This is a genomic window from Motiliproteus coralliicola (assembly GCF_003345655.1).
Classification (GTDB): Bacteria; Pseudomonadota; Gammaproteobacteria; order Pseudomonadales; family Balneatricaceae; genus Motiliproteus; species Motiliproteus coralliicola.
This window is the reverse complement of record NZ_QQOH01000002.1, coordinates 233,658-249,571: the sequence shown is the minus strand read 5'-3', so window position 1 is coordinate 249,571 and position 15,914 is coordinate 233,658. Positions and strand designations below refer to the sequence as shown.

Genomic DNA, 15,914 nt, shown 5'->3' with positions numbered 1-15,914 from the left:
ACAAACAGAAGACCACCAGGTTAGAGCTGTTCGGACAGTTCCACACTGGTGTCATGATGAAGTGGTGCCGTCAGCGGCACCTCAAATAACGGGGTATAGATCGAGCCATGCTCGCCGGGCAGACTCTGAAACAGCACAACCGAGTCCGCCAGTAACGGCATCTCGAACTGAGGCCAACTGGGTGGAGGGTCAAGACTATCCGAGCCTTTGAGCCGAGCCAGGGTGATATGGGGGCGAAAATCCGGCTCGTCGACGAAGAGCCCGACCTGTTCAACCACCTGAGCCATACACTGCTGGAGCGCCAGCAACTGCTCATCGGCCTGCGCCAGCACCGCCAGTACGGTCAACTCAGGATTCACCTGCAGGTAATCACTGCCCTGTAGTTGAACCTGGAAAGAGCCCTGTCCCTGCAAAGCCTCTCTGGCTCGTTGCTCCAACGCAGCCACCTGTTCGAGACTGATATCACCCAGAAAACAGAGCGTCAGATGAAAACTGTCGGAGTCCGACCAACGCAGCAGCCCCTGCCGGTCCGCCTGCAGCCCCAGCGCGCCGAGGCTATCAGCATGGTCGGCCAAGCGACGTACCGATCCCAGTTTGAGCGGTATCGCGAAAAAAGATCGAATCGACATTCAGTGTTCGGCAGACAGGTGTGTATAGAGGACAGGAATCGGCATTGTTTCACCTGTACAAAAAACAATCAAGCATACTAGACCGCTTCCCAAGCGCTTCGCTATTGCTGCGGCGCCTGTGCTCGCTGCAGGCTATCAATCTGCTTACCCAAGCGTACTAACTGCGAGTTCACCTGTTTGCGGAAGCTGTTGATCGCGGCGATGGCTCGCTGCTGGTCCTTCAGTGTTGCTGATACCGATTGCGGTACCTTGGGATTGTTCTGCAGCGTGGCCAGCTGCTGCTCCATGCTGGTCAGCTGGGTATCCTGCAGCGCATCCAGCTCCTGATTGGCCTGATCACGCAATTGTAGTTGAGATTCGAGCCCCCGGATCAGCTGTTGATCCTGCTCTCTTTGCTGCTGCAACTGAGCCAGCTCCTGCTGCATCTCGCTACGGGATTGGTCGATCAATTTCGCCTGCTGCTGCCCCTGCTGGGTCAACACCTTGCTCTGCTTATCCAGCTCCGCGGCTCCTTTATCTAAGCTCTGGATCGACTTTTCCAGTTCGGAACTGGATGCTTGCAGCGCCTTCAGGGTCTTATCCAGTTCGGCAACGGCCTGATCCACCTCGGCGATCTTTGGTTTGTTTCGCTGATAGGACACGGTCCAGAGTTTGGCCAGCTCTGAATCAACATGTTTGATCCGCTTCTCGCCGTCGAACAGGAATTTCTTCATCTGCCCCTGGATCGCCGCGCCGGACTTGCTGGCGTTTTGGTCGGTGGTGTTGATCAATCCTTCCAACTCCGTCAGGCGCTGGTTGGCCAGAATCAACTCTCGCTGCAAACGATTGAAATGCTCCAGTCCCCAGTAACCGCCGGCCCCGATAACCAGAATCAACATCAATACCAGCCAGGACATCAAACGACTATCGCCACGATTGGCAGGCGCGCTAGCCGCTTCAACAGGAGCCTGCTGACGAGAGGAAGAGGCGGTCTTATCCAGCGTCGGTATGGAGGGTTTGTCCAGCGAGTCCCCTGCCGGACCCAATTCGGGAATATCGGAAAAATCTTCTTCGCGGGTCACTTACGGGCTGCTCCAGTACGACCGGTTTTATCGGAGGGAGGTCTAGTCGAGCTCAGTGTTCGACAACAAAGTATCCGGTACGCCGATAGTTGGCGCACCGACTATCGGGTATCTATTCCAGGGTACTTAGCACCCGCATCAAGGATTCGGCTGCCTCATGACCACGGTCGGTCAGATAGCCGCCATCATCCTGGGTAATCATCCCCTTATCGAACAGTCGCTGTGCAGCCCCGATCACATCCACCGGCGCATCATGGTGGATTTTCAGGCCGCTCTGGAGCGAATTAAGGCTAAAACGAGCTAACAGCTCCAGTTCGGCGATGGTTTCAGCGGGAAAACGTGCTGACATGGTGGATAACTCCTAGGCGAAATCAGCGTTCAGGATAAACATCTGCCCCCCAACACTCAACATCTATACTACTCTCTAACCGGCCGGCGTCTGGTATTTTTAGTAATCGAATAAATCCGCACAGACCACAACGTTGTCGAGGATCAACGTTGAGGGGCGATGAAACAGGGAGAATGGCTTAAATTGGAAGATACAGTGTGGGTTTACAGAGTCACCGCGCTTGATCAAATCAATGCCCGAAATTGCGAAGCCAGCATTACCCCGACCTACTGGATTGGCGTTTAGTACTACCTCTGTCTGAGGATTAAGCCCTTGAATTCTGATTACACTCCTTTTGTCTCCATCACCTCAGATGCCTCTATCGCACTCGGTCGGTTGACTCTGGACTTGGTTTCGGCCCACGACGAGAAGGAGATCTATGCCAAGCTGGCGGAAAGCTTACCTAAGATGCTGTCAGCCGATCGTTCGAGCGTTACCCTACTTACCGATAGCCAAGAGGAGTTCGAAATATTCGCCCTTCATGGCGAGAACGGAGCATTACCGCTGGGAAAGTCGATTCCGGTCAACAACACCCTGGCAGGAATCGCCGCCACCAAAGTATCGACTTGCTGGCACGATATCGAGGAGGATGAAACCAGCATTGACGGCCAACAGCTATACCAACAGGGAATTAAAAGCATCATTAACTCCCCACTGATATTTTCGAATAAAGTGATTGGCACGGTAAATATTGGTAGCTACTTACCCCAAGCCTACGATCAAAACAGTGCTGGCTTATTAACCTTAATCGCCTCATTGGTCTCGACCTACCTTGAACGTCAGCGCCTCTTAATTCAAGCACAGCTTGGCGTCGAGCAATACCGACTCTATTCCGAACAGCTCACCGTACTGAATCAGATCGCTGCTAAATTAGCAGCAGCCAATAGTGAGCAGTGTGTATTTAAAATAATCAAAGAGTCTATTTCCAAGGTTATCCCGGCACAGCGAATCAGTTATGTGGTTATCAACCACGATAGCTATCAATGCGAAGTCAAAACTATCTATAACGATAAGCAGATACAGATGCCAACGGTCATTGATATTAATGACAGCGCTCTGATGCCCGTATTGGATAGCGGCCAGGCCCTATTCTTCGATGATACGACCATTACAACCTCTGACAAACACAAGCATCTGGCCAAGCAGGGGATACGTGCGGCCTGGAGTGTTCCGGTTAGGATCAGTGACCGAATTGCCGGCATACTCAATGTGGGTACCTTTGATCCCATCTCTCAGGGAGACCAGCAGCTAAAGCTGCTGAACATGTTCAGCGGAATCATGGGGGTTACCCTGTCTCGGGTCTGTTTACAATCAGAGCTCGAGCGCCAAGCCAGCTACGATAATTTAACCGGGCTACCCAACCGTGCTCTGCTACATCAGAAACTCGCCAGCGTCTTGGCGACCCCTTCCCCAGCCCCTTTCACCCTGCTGTTTATCGACCTGGATCGTTTCAAGCAGGTCAATGATAGTCTCGGGCACAACGTAGGCGACGAGTTGCTTCGACAGGTCACCAGACGCGTCTATCAACAGATTCGCAAGCAGGACTTCATTGCCCGTCTCGGTGGCGATGAGTTCGTTGTGCTGTTGGCCGACTGTGGATCCGAAGAGGTAGCCCATACCACCTCAAAACGTATCATCGAAACCCTCAAGGCCCCTTTTTCGATTGAGCGCCACCACATTTTTATCGGTGCCAGCATTGGTATCAGCAGCTACCCAAAGCATGGGCTGGATCCGGAGGAACTCCTCAAGTATGCCGACATTGCCATGTACCAGGCCAAAAAGCATGCTCATGATAACTTTCATTTTTACTCTGACGCCTTACTGGAAATCATAAACAGCAATCGTCAAATCGAGTCACAGCTGCGCCTTGCATTAAACAACAATCAACTTAATCTCGTATTCCAACCCCTGATAGGAAACGATCAAGTAATAGGCGTAGAATCTTTATTACGCTGGAATCACGCTGAACTTGGGCAGGTTAGTCCCGATAGCTTTATCCCGGTAGCCGAAGAAAGCTTACTAATCTGTGACATTACCAGCTGGGTTTTAGAAAAAAGCCTGCGAACACTGACCGGATTTCGTGAATATTTACCCGAACTTTACGTATCCGTTAATATTTCCGGCAAGGATTGTTTAGATTTAACCAAGCTAAAAACCAGGGTTATAAGAGCACTAGAAAAGCATCAACTACCGGGATCAGCATTAAAGCTAGAATTAACCGAAAGCATATTCCTGCAGAATATTGATGATATAAAAATATTATTTACTGAGCTTAAGCAGCTTGGGGTTCGCTTAGCCATCGACGACTTCGGCACCGGTTTCTCTTCACTGGCTTACCTACTGAATCTGCCACTGGACCAGATCAAGATCGACCGCTCGTTTATTGCCGATATCGATACTGATCCCGCCAAATATGGCGTTGTTAAGGGCATAACGGATATCGCCAAGAGTCTGAAGATAGACTGCTTAGCCGAAGGCGTCGAAACACAAGCTCAGAAAAAAGCCTTGGAGCGCATGGGATGCAACCATTTCCAGGGCTACCTGTTTAGCCGACCACTCCCTACAAACGAGCTAGCAAACCTCCTGAAACTGGATACCCCTAACTGACGACAGCCTCCTGTCTCTACAATAGAGGTTCAGGAGGCCCCCAAAATCACCTAACCGCTATAGCGATCAGTGATTGCATCCCGGTCCATGGACATGGCCATGGGACAGCTCATCCTCGGTCGCTTCGCGAACTTCCATCACCTCAACCGCAAAGGTCAGCGTCTGTCCGGCCAGTGGGTGATTGCCATCAACGGTAACGGTATCGGCATCCACGGCGGTAACAACAACCGATACCGGCCCACCGGCGGTACTGGCTTCAAAACGCATACCGACATCAATGCTATCCACACCGGTAAAGGCATCGCGGGGAACCGTCTGAATCATCTCCTCGACTACGTTGCCGTAGGCATCCTCAGGCTCGACCACGACATCCAGCTTATCCCCCTTGGACTTACCGGCCAGCTCCTTCTCCAGACCGCTAATCAGATTGCCGTGGCCCTGCAGGTAAGTGAGCGGCTCGGCACCATCGGAGCTGTCGATTACCTCTCCGTCCGGGCTGGTCAGGGTGTAGTGGATAGACACCACCTTGTTATCGGAAATCTGCATAGTAATTGAGTCCTGTGAGGAGCTGAAAGAAGTCGACAGGGTAACAGGTTGGTGTAGTGATAACAGCGCTATTTACTCGATCGCAGGCTCTAGCGGCAACCGAATTCGACCGAGCCGTAGGTCGACTCTTCCCAGTTTCTGATCGCGCCTATATGATGTCAGCAACCATCAGAGATCGCTGTATGTCCGAAGTCAGTCCCCACCTGTCCGAAAATCGCCGAAAGATCTATCAACAGCTAGGGTTGCTGGAATACCTGCAACATCGCCAGTTGTTGCAGGTAGGAGAGCTACCACTGCACTGTGAACTGTATCCGGCGCAGCCCAACGATCCCTGGATTCTATTTATCCCCGGCATCGGCACCTACTCCGAGCTCTACTGCGAAATGCTGCACAAACTTTCATTGTGCGGTTTTAACTGCCTCAGTATCGACCTGCCCGGCCACGGTTATTCCGGCGGTTCACGCGGCAACTATCGACTCGAAACCCTGATCCCTCAGCTCAGCCAGCTGCTTGATCAGCTGGAACAAGAGCACTCCGGCCCGATCGGGGTATTCGGCTGCTCGATCGGCTCACGGATTGGCTTGGCGCTGGCCGAGCAGGATCCGAGGGTCCGGGCGTTGATGTGCCATACCCTGTTTGTCAACGAGGTGCCACCGGATATGCTGCACCAATTCGGTTGGCAGGCGCTGTCCTTCAATCGCTGGTTTATGCCCTGGGCCGAAGTGGATTTTCGCAGTTTTATCGACATCGATAACCTGCTCAACCACAACCCCATGGGAGAGTTCGCCCGGGTCGATGAACGCCTGGTATGGCAGTACCCGATCAGCACCCTGGACAGTGTTTACAACGCCCGCAGCCGGATCACCGAAGCCGAGCTGGAGATCCCCAGCGCGATCATCGTCGGCGAACGGGATGAAGTCCTGACACCGAGCTATACCCGTCGTCTGATCCGCAATAGCCGGCAGCCGTTCGACCTGTTCGAGATCGAAGGCGGCTGCCATATGCTGCCGTTCGAACATATCGACACCACCGTAGAAACGGTCGCCGACTGGTTTCAATGTCAGCACGGGTTCGAGCCCGCCAAAGTCTGATACTGGTCGAGCCTGCTACAGTGCTATATGCTTGATCCAAAAAGAATCGGGCAAAAAATGTCCTGTTAGTCCGCGTTTTTCTGGGAGGGAACCGACTGATGTTGCGCGCCGCCTTGCTTTTCCTGTCCGTCCTATTGCTCAGCGGTTGTGGACCTTCCTACGAGGAAGAGTACAAGGCCACCCTGGCCGAGTTGCAGAGCGTCAAAACCCAGTTGGCTGAAGCCCAGCGCAAGCTCAGCGCCGCCGATAATGAGAACCGCAGCAAAATCTATCTGCTGGTACGCCGTGCCCAAAATCATATCGGCGACGAAGACTTCGATCGAGAGGTGATAGTTAAGGTGCAGCAGGAGATGAAATTACTGCTGGAAAGCTACCGCCAGCTCAACAGCAATAGCGATCTGACCGCCATCACTGCCACCTTCTATACCGACAAATTAAATCTTCTGCTACAACTGCGTCGCGATAGCGGTATCGCCTATGATCGTCAGTACAACGCCTGTCTGTCAGACCTGGATAGCCAGGGCAAGAAGACCGAACTGAGCACCATGCTGTGCGAGGTTCAAGCCGATGCCGCGCGTCGCAAGCCCAAGCAGCAGTTACTCGCCAACCTGATGGCCTTTAAGGTGCTGGGAGACCTGTTACAGGACGCTCGTCAAAACGATACGCCGACGACCAGCCTGGAGCTGGAGCAACGCTACAAAGCCGAACTCAACAAACAGCTGGAGAAACTCGCCAGCTAGGGCCTCACTGCTCGCCCTGACATGGACTTTCTTACGTAGTGACCGTCCCTAAACCTCTGCAATTCCTGCAACCCTTATTACTGCCGTTGGTACTGCTGGGTACCAGCTGGTGGTGGCTGCCACAATTACCGCAGCTGCCCTCCCCTTGGGAGCCGCTGCTGCCCTACCTGCCCTACCTGCTGACAGCGCCGATCATCCTGCTCGGCTGGCACTTCAACAGCGGCCGCAGCCTGCTGGCCGTCGGCGGGTTGTTGTTGACCGATTTTGCCTTGCGGCAGCAGCTAGCGGCGCTCTATATCGAGTCGCTGCTAATAGCACTACCGCTGAATCTGGCGCTGATAAGCTGGTACACCGAGCGGGGGATCCTGGGGCGGGTCAACCTGCTGCGCTGGCTGCTGATCCTGCTGCAACTGGGACTGTGCCTGTGGCTGGTTGAATACCACCCCCAGTGGCTGCAGCAAGGGCTGAGCTATGTTCCGACTGGTTTTGCTGCACTTACGAACTGGCTGACAAACCTGACCACGGTGCCGCTCAACTTCGTCAGTGCCCTTTCATTGCTGTTGGGACTGGCGGCAATGCTGATACGCCTGATTCTCCGACCCGACCGCTTCAACGCTTACCTGCTGGTCAGCACGCTGCTGGTTTCGACGCTAATTCTGGAGCCACAGATACAGCGACTGTCGAGCCTGCTGATCAGTCTGATGCTGCTGTTGTGGATGTTTGCGCTGCTCCGCCACGGCCACGGCCTGGCCTACCTCGACGAGCTGACCGGTCTTCCCGGTCGACGGGCACTGAACGAGCACCTCAAGCGCCTCGGGCGTCACTACTGTCTGGCGATGCTGGATGTGGATCACTTCAAGAAATTCAATGACCGCTATGGCCACGATGTCGGCGATCAGGTCCTGCGACTGGTGGCCGCCAAGCTGTCGCGGGTGCGACTGGGTAAAGCCTACCGTTACGGCGGCGAGGAGTTTTGCGTAGTCTTTCCAGGCCGAGAGATAGAACAAACATTAGAGCCGCTGGAAGAGATCCGCCAGACCATCGAACAGGCGCGCTTGAGGTTACGTGAACAGGACCGCCCGAAGAGTAACCGCAAGGGTAGAAAACAGCGCGGCAAAGCTAGCACCGCCGGTAACAGCGTTTCGGTTACGATCAGTATCGGGGTGGCCCAAAACCATACCAAGTCAGACTGCCTAAAAGCCGCTGACAAGGCGCTCTACCGTGCCAAGTCAGCCGGCCGAAATCGCGTCTGTCACTAGGGAGCCTACGAAATAATCCCGGTTCGACAGGCACAAAAAAACCCTCGCGGCGAACCGGGAGGGTTTTTTTACGGTTACTTAAAATTAAGCAACTTTAACCTGAGCAGAAACCTTCTGTACGGCTTCTTCAACTTCAGCAGCAGCCTGCTTGGCAGAAGACTCAACAACTGCAGTGAAAGCGTCCTTGGCTTCGTTCAGAGCAGCCATGTTCTTCTCGGTGGTGTCAGCCATCTTGGCTTCCAGCGCCTTGTAGAACTTAACCTGCAGATCGAAAGCGGCTTTCGGATCTTGGCACTTGGCCAGTTCCTGCATCTGCTCCATGCTGGCGTTAACAACGTCAGTCATCGCTTCCTTCTGAACGTTAGCCATGGTTTCCATGACCTTCTTGTTGGTTTCAGCCAGATCCAGAACGGGCTGCATACGGGTTTTCATCTCTGCGAGCATCTGATCGTACATAGGTTTATCCTCAAAAAGTTAAAACAACGTTTATAAGCTTCTTATACACCTGCGCATCGACTTGTGCAGTGCAACAACATGGTTCCAATATAGCAACTCTGAAACCACTGTCAAACATTTTTTGCGCACTGCACAAAAATTTATTCTAACTGTCATATCGATGCCGCGCGGGCAAAAAAAATCCCCCGTACCTTTCGGTACGGGGGATTTGATGTCAGCGGGTCTGCTTACTTGCCGGTTGCCTGCTGAACGGCAGTTTCGAATTCAGCAGTGGCCTTCTTGGCAGCTTCTTCAACCGCAGAAACGTAAGCTTCCTTGGCTTCGCTGATGGCCGCGATGCTCTTTTCAGCAGATTCGGTCATCTTAGCTTCCAGGTCTTTGTAGAACTTGACCTGCAGGTCCAGAGCAGCTTGCGGCTCCTTGCACTCGGCAACGGCCTTGAACTGTTCCAGGCTGGCGTTGACGACGTCAGTCATGGACTCTTTCTGTACAGAAGCCAGAGTTTCCATGGCCTTCTTGTTAGTTTCAGCCAGATCCAGCACGGGTTGCATGCGGGCCTTCATATCTTCGAGTACTTTTTCGTACATTGCGTTCACCTTAGCTAGAAAATCATGTTGCAGTGCAAAAACGAGAATAAATATAGGCCGCCCCTAAGGGGAAGTCAACAATTTTTTTGTGCAGTGCACAAAAAAGATATTCTCGGTCTACACCGGACTATTTTCTTCCGAGCCTTTCTCGTAGAACAGCTCTACTTCCACCGGTAGGCGCTGACGTAAATCGGCAGCCAACGCATCCATTTCAGCATCGCTCCAGGGACGTGCCTGAGCTTCCGACGGCTGTCGAGCCAGCGTGTAAGCCTGGATCTTGCTGATCTGTGTTCCCTGCTTCAGCAACCGATCCACCAGTTCGACATATCGATCATAGTGGTCAATGTTGAAGCTCTGGTTACACCAGTTAAAGAAGCAGGACTGCAACACCAAGGGATACTGATTGCCGAACTGGCTAATCTTATTCACCAGTCGATCAAAGGGTGCCCGGGTACGGTTCAGTTGCTCAAGCGACTCGGCATCCCAGAAGTCCAACTTGCACCAGACTTCACCACGGGCCTGATAAAAACCATCCCATACTGGTTGAAGGTCCTTACGGTCGATCTTGGTGGCGTTGGTGAACAGTACCAGTTTGACCTCATCCGCCAGCGCGTACTCCTGCTTCAGATCGATCAACAGCTGCAGCACCTGGGGTAGAATGCGCACCGTGGTCGGCTCACCATCGCCGGCCAGACCGATATCGCGCAGCGGGTAGCCGCGGTAACCCTGGTCAGAGATCTGTTCCAACCAGTCCCGTAGTTCGCGTTCAATCTGCTCCAGAGTCGGCTCGAACTCCGGCGCCTGTTCGGTGCGTTCAACCTGGCAGTAAACGCAGTCAAAGTTACAGCGTTTGTCCGGATTCAGGTTGATACCCAACGACAGGCCACCCGAACGGCGAGAGACCACCGGGTAGACCAGGCGCTCGTACTGGCTCAGTCGGTCATGACTGTCATAGGCCAGCGTAATGCGATCGTCCAGCTCACTCATGAGTTCGACTCAGCCCCGGACTCGATCCCGGCTTTGACCAAAATTGCCTTGTAGGCACTGACGGCATCGCCCAACCCCATCATCAGGGCATCGGCTACCAGCGCGTGACCGATCGAGACCTCTTCCAGGTTGGGAATACTGGCCATCAGCGCCAGGTTATCCAGATTCAGATCGTGACCGGCATTAACCCCAAGACCGGCGGCCTGGGCTCGCTCGGCAGCATTGAGGAAGGTTTCGAAAACCGCCTGCTGCTGCTCAGAGCCATAGGCATCGGCGTAAGACTCGGTATAGAGCTCGATCCGATCGGCCCCCAGTGCGGCAGCCAGCTCGATATCGTCGGAATCGGCATCCATAAACAGGCTGACCCGGATCCCCCGGGCCTTGAGCTCATCGATAATCGGCTTGAGCTGCTGACCGTGCTGCTGCAGGTCCCAGCCATGATCGGAGGTCAGCTGATCCTGCGCATCGGGAACCAATGTGCACTGGGCTGGGCGTACCTTACGCACCAGCTCCAGAAATCCCGGATACTCGCCCATCGCCCCTTCGAACGGGTTGCCCTCGATATTGAATTCCACCTGCAGCATCGCCGCCAGCTCGTAGACATCGCTGGGGCGGATATGGCGTAGGTCCGGTCGCGGATGGACGGTGATGCCATCGGCGCCATTGGCGATCGCGACCCGGGCCGCTTCGGTGACACTGGGAATACCGGACAAACGAGAATTTCGCATCAGGGCGATCTTGTTCAGGTTGACGCTAAGCGCAGTAGCGATCGGCATGTAAAGCACCTTTTATTGGTTGTAAATCGGCAGCGAACGCAGGCCTTCAGCCTCCGTCCAACTCAACGATTGAGTGTTTAAACGATGAGATCCCGACAGCTCCAAGCGGATGTTCGGCGTCGGCTCTGGATAGTTTCCATTGTAGGGGGAATTATGCCGCGCTTCACCCGCCGCTAGAGCAAAGTTGGTGATTATTTTTCCACCAACCATACGGTGGCGTATTGACATAAATCTGGTAGTTGCCTAGGATGCGTTCTATCCAGCCTCGATCCGCTCCCGCCGTCCCGGACCGTGATCGAACCGGCAACCCACAAATAATTCCAACGAGGGATCAGCATCATGATTTCCAGCTACAAAGGTTTTAACTTCGATCTGGGCGAAACCGTCGACATGCTGCGCGAGCAGGTCAATGCATTTGCCGCCGCCGAGATCGCCCCCAACGCCGAGAAGATCGACCAGGAAAACGCCTTCCCCAACGAGCTGTGGAAGAAATTCGGTGAGATGGGTCTGCTGGGTATCACCGTACCGGAGCAGTACGGCGGGGTAGAGATGGGTTACCTGGCCCACGTAGTCGCAATGCAGGAGATCAGCCGAGCCTCAGCCTCCGTCGGTCTGTCCTACGGCGCCCACTCCAACCTGTGCGTTAACCAGATCAACCGCAACGGTAATGAAGAGCAGAAGCAGAAGTACCTGCCCAAACTGATCAGCGGCGAACATATCGGCGCCCTGGCGATGTCCGAGCCCAATGCCGGCTCCGACGTGGTCAGCATGAAATTGACCGCCCGCGATAACGGCGATCACTTCCTGCTCAACGGCAACAAAATGTGGATCACCAACGGTCCGGACGCCAATGTCTACGTGATCTACGCCAAGACCGACACCTCCGCAGGCCCGCACGGCATCACCGCCTTTATCGTCGAGCGCGACGCACCGGGCTTCTCTCGGGCGCAGAAGCTGGACAAGCTGGGCATGCGCGGCTCCAACACCTGCGAGCTGGTATTCGAAGATTGCGTGGTTCCGAAGGAGAACATCCTGGGTGAGCTGAACAAGGGCGTGAAGGTACTGATGAGCGGCCTCGACTACGAGCGTGCGGTACTGTCAGCCGGCCCGCTGGGGATCATGGACTCCTGCATGGACCTGGCCGTTCCCTACATCCGCGACCGCAAGCAGTTCGGTCAGTCAATCGGTGAGTTCCAGCTGGTACAGGGCAAGATCGCCGATATGTACACCGGCATGAACGCCGCCAAGTCCTACGTCTACGCGGTTGCCAAGGCCTGTGATCGTAAGGAAACTACCCGTAAGGATGCCGCTGGCGCGATCCTCTATAGCGCCGAGCTGGCCACCAAGATGGCTCTGGACACCATCCAGCTGCTGGGCGGTAACGGTTACATCAACGAATTCGCCAGCGGTCGCCTGCTACGTGACGCCAAACTGTACGAGATCGGCGCCGGTACGTCCGAGATTCGCCGGATGCTGATCGGTCGCGAACTGTTCGTCGGTAACTAATCAGTAGAATTTCGCGTGATACAAAACGGCCCCTGTCGGTAACTATCGACAGGGGCCGTTTTTATTTAGAACTCTCTGGACTCAGGTCTCTAGGATTTCAGCCTCAATTGACCAGTAGCGCGCCACAACGTTGGCGTAGCTCGGCGTCATCAACGACCTCACTGGCGCTGGTATTCACCAGACTGCTGCCAAATACGTAGCTGTAGAACAGGAATGCCTTGGCGTAGGCTTCGGCTTCCGAATCGGTCAGCTGTCGATAGAGACCGGCCACCGACTCGAGTCGCTGACGGTCAACCAGAGCCACCGCTCCCGCCGCCGCTTCATCGCTACGGGCCCAGTCGCGTACCGCCAGCTCGATCGCATTACCCCGCGGATTGGCACGATCCAGATAGAGCTGCAGCAACTCGTCGAGAATTTGACCGGCGGGACGATCGCCCTCCACCTGCTCACGGATGGTGCGGATTCGCCCTTCACGCCAACTCTCCAACATCTTCTCAAGCAGCTGGGGCCGATTCTTGAAGTGCCAATAGAAGCTGCCCTTGGTGACCTTCAAACGCTTTGCCAGCACCTCGACCTTCACAGCAGCCACACCACCCTCGGCCAGGGCGGAGAAGGCCTCCTGGATCCAGGCATCCTGTTTTAACTTTTCGTTCATTGGCGTCCTATCGGGCCGACCGGTGCGGCAGCAGCTAAAGTTTTACTGATCATACTGGCTAGACCGCACAGCCACCAGTCACCCTTCGACTAGACTTATAAACAAACCAAATAAATCGATTAAATAACTACATTTAACAAATATAAGAACAACATGAATAATCCTTCTACAACAACAGAATAATTCCTCAGGACTCGACCATGACCGAACCTCTCTGGCACCCCAGCCCACAACGTATCGCAGCCTCCAATCTATCCACACTGATGCAGCAGGTCGGCAACGAACAGAATCGCCCGATGAACGGCTACGACGACCTCTACCGCTGGAGTGTCGAACAACCGGAACAGTTCTGGTCCAAGATGTGGCAATACGGCGGTGTGATCGGCCAACCCGGCCAACAGGTACTGGTCGATGGCGACAAGATGCCGGGAGCTCGCTGGTTTCCTGAGGCGCGACTCAACTTTGCTGAAAACCTGCTGCGTCGCCGCGATGACAAGACCGCGTTGATCTTCCGCACCGAAACCGACCGCCGGATAAGCCTCAGCTACGCCGAGCTGTACCAGCGCACCGCCCGACTGGCTTCGGCCCTGCGCCAGCACGGTATCCAACCGGGCGACCGGATCGCCGGCTTTATGCCCAACATCATCGATACCGTGGTGGCGATGCTGGCCACCAGCAGTATCGGCGCGGTCTGGAGCTCCTGCTCACCGGATTTCGGTATCAACGGTGTGGTCGATCGCTTCGGCCAGATCCGGCCGCGGATTCTGTTCACCACCGACGGCTATCTGTACAACGGCAAGTCCCTCAACTCGCTGGAGCGTATTCAGGGCATCGCCGACCGGCTCGACTCAGTCGAGAAGATCATCGTGATCCCCTTCATGACGGACACGCCTGATCTGAGCGGCCTGGACAACGCCGTGCTGCTGCCCGAATTTGAAGACACCGAGGCCTGCGAGATCGAATTCGAGCAGCTGCCGTTCGATCATCCGCTCTACGTGATGTACTCCTCCGGCACCACCGGGGTGCCCAAGTGCATCGTCCACAGCGCCGGCGGCACCCTGATCCAACACCTCAAAGAGCACCTGCTGCACACCGACCTGAAGCCTGACGACACCCTTTTCTACTACACCACCTGCGGCTGGATGATGTGGAACTGGCTGGTCAGCGGCCTGGCCTGCGAAGCCACTGTTCTGCTATATGACGGTTCACCGTTCGCCCCCGGTCCCGGTGTGCTCTGGAAAATCGCCGAGGAAGAGCAGGTCAGCATCTTCGGCACCAGCGCCAAATATATCTCGGCACTGGAAAAGGCCGGTTATCTGCCCGCCCATCAGCACGATCTCAGTTCTCTGAAAGCGGTGCTGTCGACCGGCTCACCACTGGCCCACGAAAGCTTCGATTACGTCTACCGTGACATCAAGCAGGACCTGCTGCTGGCGTCGATCTCCGGCGGCACCGATATCATCTCCTGCTTCGCGCTGGGCTGCCCGATCAAGCCGGTGTATCGCGGCGAGCTTCAATGCCTGGGTCTGGGGATGGCGGTCAACATCTATGACGACGACGGTCGTCCGGTCCGACAGCAGAAAGGTGAACTGGTCTGCACCCAACCCTTCCCGTCGATGCCGATCTATTTCTGGGATGACGAAGGCGACCACAAATTCCGCGGCGCCTACTTCGAGCAGTTCGACAATATCTGGGCCCACGGCGACTACGGCGAGATCACCGAACACGATGGCCTGATCATCCACGGCCGCTCCGACGCCGTGCTGAATCCGGGCGGGGTACGAATCGGCACTGCCGAAATCTACCGTCAGGTGGAGAAGGTTGAGCAGGTGAAGGAAAGCATCGCTGTCGGCCAGCGCTGGCAGGATGATCTACGGGTGGTGCTGTTCGTGGTCCTGCAGCCGGGCTACCAACTGGATGACGAGCTGATCAAAACGATCAAAACCACCATCCGCGCCAACACCACCCCCCGCCATGTACCGGCCAAGGTGATTCAGGTGGCGGATATTCCGCGCACCATCAGTGGCAAGATTGTTGAGGTCGCCGTGACCAAGGTGATCCATAACGAAGCGGTGAAAAACACCGATGCCCTGGCCAACCCGGAGGCGCTGGAGTTTTATCGTGATCTGCCCGAGTTACAGAGCTGATCGGGGATATCCATGGATCTGAAGGCCTGCCATGCTGCGGGCCTTTTTTTTAAACGACTGCAATGTCTGAACGACTCGGTAGCACGGAGAAAAATTTTCCGCGTCTGAGTTCAGCCATTGTTTCGCTTATCAGCGCCTTAAGGATATGCGCCGCCATATCCTTAAGAATCCTAGGCGGCCCCTGAGAAAACGCCCTGCGGGTACGCGCCTTCGGCGCTATAAACCCCTGTCTGAGGCGGGCCGAAGGGGTGGAGGTGCAAGCCTGCACTTCTGTTGTTTAGTCGAAGACCTGTCATTGCTGCCGGTGAGCACGGAAGCGGAATTCGGATCAGGCCCTCTTTTTCAAAGAGGGGCGAGGCAGGACGCCGAGCCGCAGCATCGGGGCAGGAAGCCCCCGTTGCTGTGCCCCGGATTACGCTTGCGCGCGCAATGAACCCGTTAGGACGGAAGCAGGCGGCTGGCACCGAAAAGCGCTTTTG

Annotated in this window: 15 protein-coding genes; 6 read left to right on the top strand and 9 right to left on the bottom strand. The window is 55.1% G+C overall.

The genetic code is table 11. The features are described 5' to 3' along the window. Positions 1-20: 20 nt before the first annotated feature. The 3 genes from thpR to DV711_RS07955 form a co-directional block, all read right to left on the bottom strand. Entirely contained in the window at positions 21-629 is a 609-nt protein-coding gene (gene thpR, locus DV711_RS07965) for an RNA 2',3'-cyclic phosphodiesterase (RefSeq protein WP_114695151.1), read from the bottom strand. Between the two features lie 101 nt (positions 630-730). Further along, the gene (locus DV711_RS07960; RefSeq protein ID WP_114695150.1) at positions 731-1,690 is read right to left on the bottom strand and encodes a coiled-coil domain-containing protein; all 960 of its coding nucleotides are present in this window, start codon (positions 1,688-1,690) and stop codon (positions 731-733) included. A 112-nt stretch (positions 1,691-1,802) separates the two neighbouring features. Further along, positions 1,803-2,039, bottom strand: coding sequence for a TIGR02647 family protein (locus DV711_RS07955; protein ID WP_114695149.1), 237 nt, complete (start codon positions 2,037-2,039; stop codon positions 1,803-1,805). Between the two features lie 312 nt (positions 2,040-2,351). Between DV711_RS07955 and DV711_RS07950 the strand changes: the two genes are divergently transcribed. Further along, positions 2,352-4,685 carry a sensor domain-containing phosphodiesterase gene (locus tag DV711_RS07950; protein WP_114695148.1) on the top strand — a complete coding sequence of 778 codons (2,334 nt, stop codon included), beginning with the start codon at positions 2,352-2,354 and terminating at the stop codon, positions 4,683-4,685. 66 nt (positions 4,686-4,751) lie between these two features. Here DV711_RS07950 and slyD read toward each other — a convergent pair whose 3' ends face one another. Continuing rightward, positions 4,752-5,231, bottom strand: coding sequence for a peptidylprolyl isomerase (slyD, locus tag DV711_RS07945; protein ID WP_114695147.1), 480 nt, complete (start codon positions 5,229-5,231; stop codon positions 4,752-4,754). A gap of 182 nt (positions 5,232-5,413) precedes the next feature. Between slyD and DV711_RS07940 the strand changes: the two genes are divergently transcribed. The 3 genes from DV711_RS07940 (at position 5,414) to DV711_RS19560 (ending at position 8,321) form a co-directional block, all read left to right on the top strand. Continuing rightward, the gene (locus DV711_RS07940) at positions 5,414-6,322 is read left to right on the top strand and encodes an alpha/beta fold hydrolase (protein WP_165840039.1); all 909 of its coding nucleotides are present in this window, start codon (positions 5,414-5,416) and stop codon (positions 6,320-6,322) included. A 98-nt stretch (positions 6,323-6,420) separates the two neighbouring features. Beyond that, positions 6,421-7,062, top strand: coding sequence for a hypothetical protein (locus tag DV711_RS07935; RefSeq protein WP_114695145.1), 642 nt, complete (start codon positions 6,421-6,423; stop codon positions 7,060-7,062). Between the two features lie 38 nt (positions 7,063-7,100). Continuing rightward, positions 7,101-8,321 carry a GGDEF domain-containing protein gene (locus tag DV711_RS19560; RefSeq protein ID WP_207802577.1) on the top strand — a complete coding sequence of 407 codons (1,221 nt, stop codon included), beginning with the start codon at positions 7,101-7,103 and terminating at the stop codon, positions 8,319-8,321. Positions 8,322-8,405: 84 nt separating this feature from the next. Here DV711_RS19560 and DV711_RS07925 read toward each other — a convergent pair whose 3' ends face one another. From DV711_RS07925 to DV711_RS07910, 4 genes are all read right to left on the bottom strand, one after another. Further along, positions 8,406-8,777, bottom strand: a complete 372-nt coding sequence (locus DV711_RS07925; protein ID WP_114695144.1) for a phasin family protein — start codon at positions 8,775-8,777, stop codon at positions 8,406-8,408. Positions 8,778-9,004: 227 nt separating this feature from the next. Beyond that, positions 9,005-9,364, bottom strand: coding sequence for a phasin family protein (locus DV711_RS07920; RefSeq protein ID WP_114695143.1), 360 nt, complete (start codon positions 9,362-9,364; stop codon positions 9,005-9,007). Between the two features lie 117 nt (positions 9,365-9,481). Next, the gene (locus DV711_RS07915; RefSeq protein WP_114695142.1) at positions 9,482-10,351 is read right to left on the bottom strand and encodes a radical SAM protein; all 870 of its coding nucleotides are present in this window, start codon (positions 10,349-10,351) and stop codon (positions 9,482-9,484) included. Continuing rightward, complete coding sequence (locus tag DV711_RS07910; RefSeq protein ID WP_114695141.1) at positions 10,348-11,127, bottom strand: pyridoxine 5'-phosphate synthase; 780 nt, start codon at positions 11,125-11,127, stop codon at positions 10,348-10,350. Before DV711_RS07910 ends, DV711_RS07915 begins: the two co-directional genes overlap by 4 nt. A gap of 339 nt (positions 11,128-11,466) precedes the next feature. Here DV711_RS07910 and DV711_RS07905 point away from each other — a divergent pair, with 339 nt between their 5' ends. After that, positions 11,467-12,633 (top strand): isovaleryl-CoA dehydrogenase, encoded by a 1,167-nt coding sequence (locus tag DV711_RS07905; protein ID WP_114695140.1) that lies wholly within the window; start codon positions 11,467-11,469, stop codon positions 12,631-12,633. Between the two features lie 103 nt (positions 12,634-12,736). Here DV711_RS07905 and DV711_RS07900 read toward each other — a convergent pair whose 3' ends face one another. Then, positions 12,737-13,288: a TetR/AcrR family transcriptional regulator gene (locus DV711_RS07900; protein ID WP_114695139.1), complete on the bottom strand. Its 552-nt coding sequence runs from the start codon at positions 13,286-13,288 to the stop codon at positions 12,737-12,739. 200 nt (positions 13,289-13,488) lie between these two features. Here DV711_RS07900 and DV711_RS07895 point away from each other — a divergent pair, with 200 nt between their 5' ends. Next, complete coding sequence (locus DV711_RS07895) at positions 13,489-15,435, top strand: acetoacetate--CoA ligase (RefSeq protein ID WP_114695138.1); 1,947 nt, start codon at positions 13,489-13,491, stop codon at positions 15,433-15,435. Positions 15,436-15,914 lie beyond the last annotated feature (479 nt).

Coding starts and splice junctions, on each gene's coding strand:
- thpR (WP_114695151.1), bottom strand. CDS start 629: ATGTCGATTCGATCTTTTTTCGCGATACCGCTCAAACTGGGATCGGTA.
- DV711_RS07955 (WP_114695149.1), bottom strand. CDS start 2,039: ATGTCAGCACGTTTTCCCGCTGAAACCATCGCCGAACTGGAGCTGTTA.
- slyD (WP_114695147.1), bottom strand. CDS start 5,231: ATGCAGATTTCCGATAACAAGGTGGTGTCTATCCACTACACCCTGACC.
- DV711_RS07940 (WP_165840039.1), top strand. CDS start 5,414: ATGTCCGAAGTCAGTCCCCACCTGTCCGAAAATCGCCGAAAGATCTAT.
- DV711_RS07935 (WP_114695145.1), top strand. CDS start 6,421: ATGTTGCGCGCCGCCTTGCTTTTCCTGTCCGTCCTATTGCTCAGCGGT.
- DV711_RS07925 (WP_114695144.1), bottom strand. CDS start 8,777: ATGTACGATCAGATGCTCGCAGAGATGAAAACCCGTATGCAGCCCGTT.
- DV711_RS07920 (WP_114695143.1), bottom strand. CDS start 9,364: ATGTACGAAAAAGTACTCGAAGATATGAAGGCCCGCATGCAACCCGTG.
- DV711_RS07915 (WP_114695142.1), bottom strand. CDS start 10,351: ATGAGTGAGCTGGACGATCGCATTACGCTGGCCTATGACAGTCATGAC.
- DV711_RS07910 (WP_114695141.1), bottom strand. CDS start 11,127: ATGCCGATCGCTACTGCGCTTAGCGTCAACCTGAACAAGATCGCCCTG.
- DV711_RS07905 (WP_114695140.1), top strand. CDS start 11,467: ATGATTTCCAGCTACAAAGGTTTTAACTTCGATCTGGGCGAAACCGTC.
- DV711_RS07900 (WP_114695139.1), bottom strand. CDS start 13,288: ATGAACGAAAAGTTAAAACAGGATGCCTGGATCCAGGAGGCCTTCTCC.
- DV711_RS07895 (WP_114695138.1), top strand. CDS start 13,489: ATGACCGAACCTCTCTGGCACCCCAGCCCACAACGTATCGCAGCCTCC.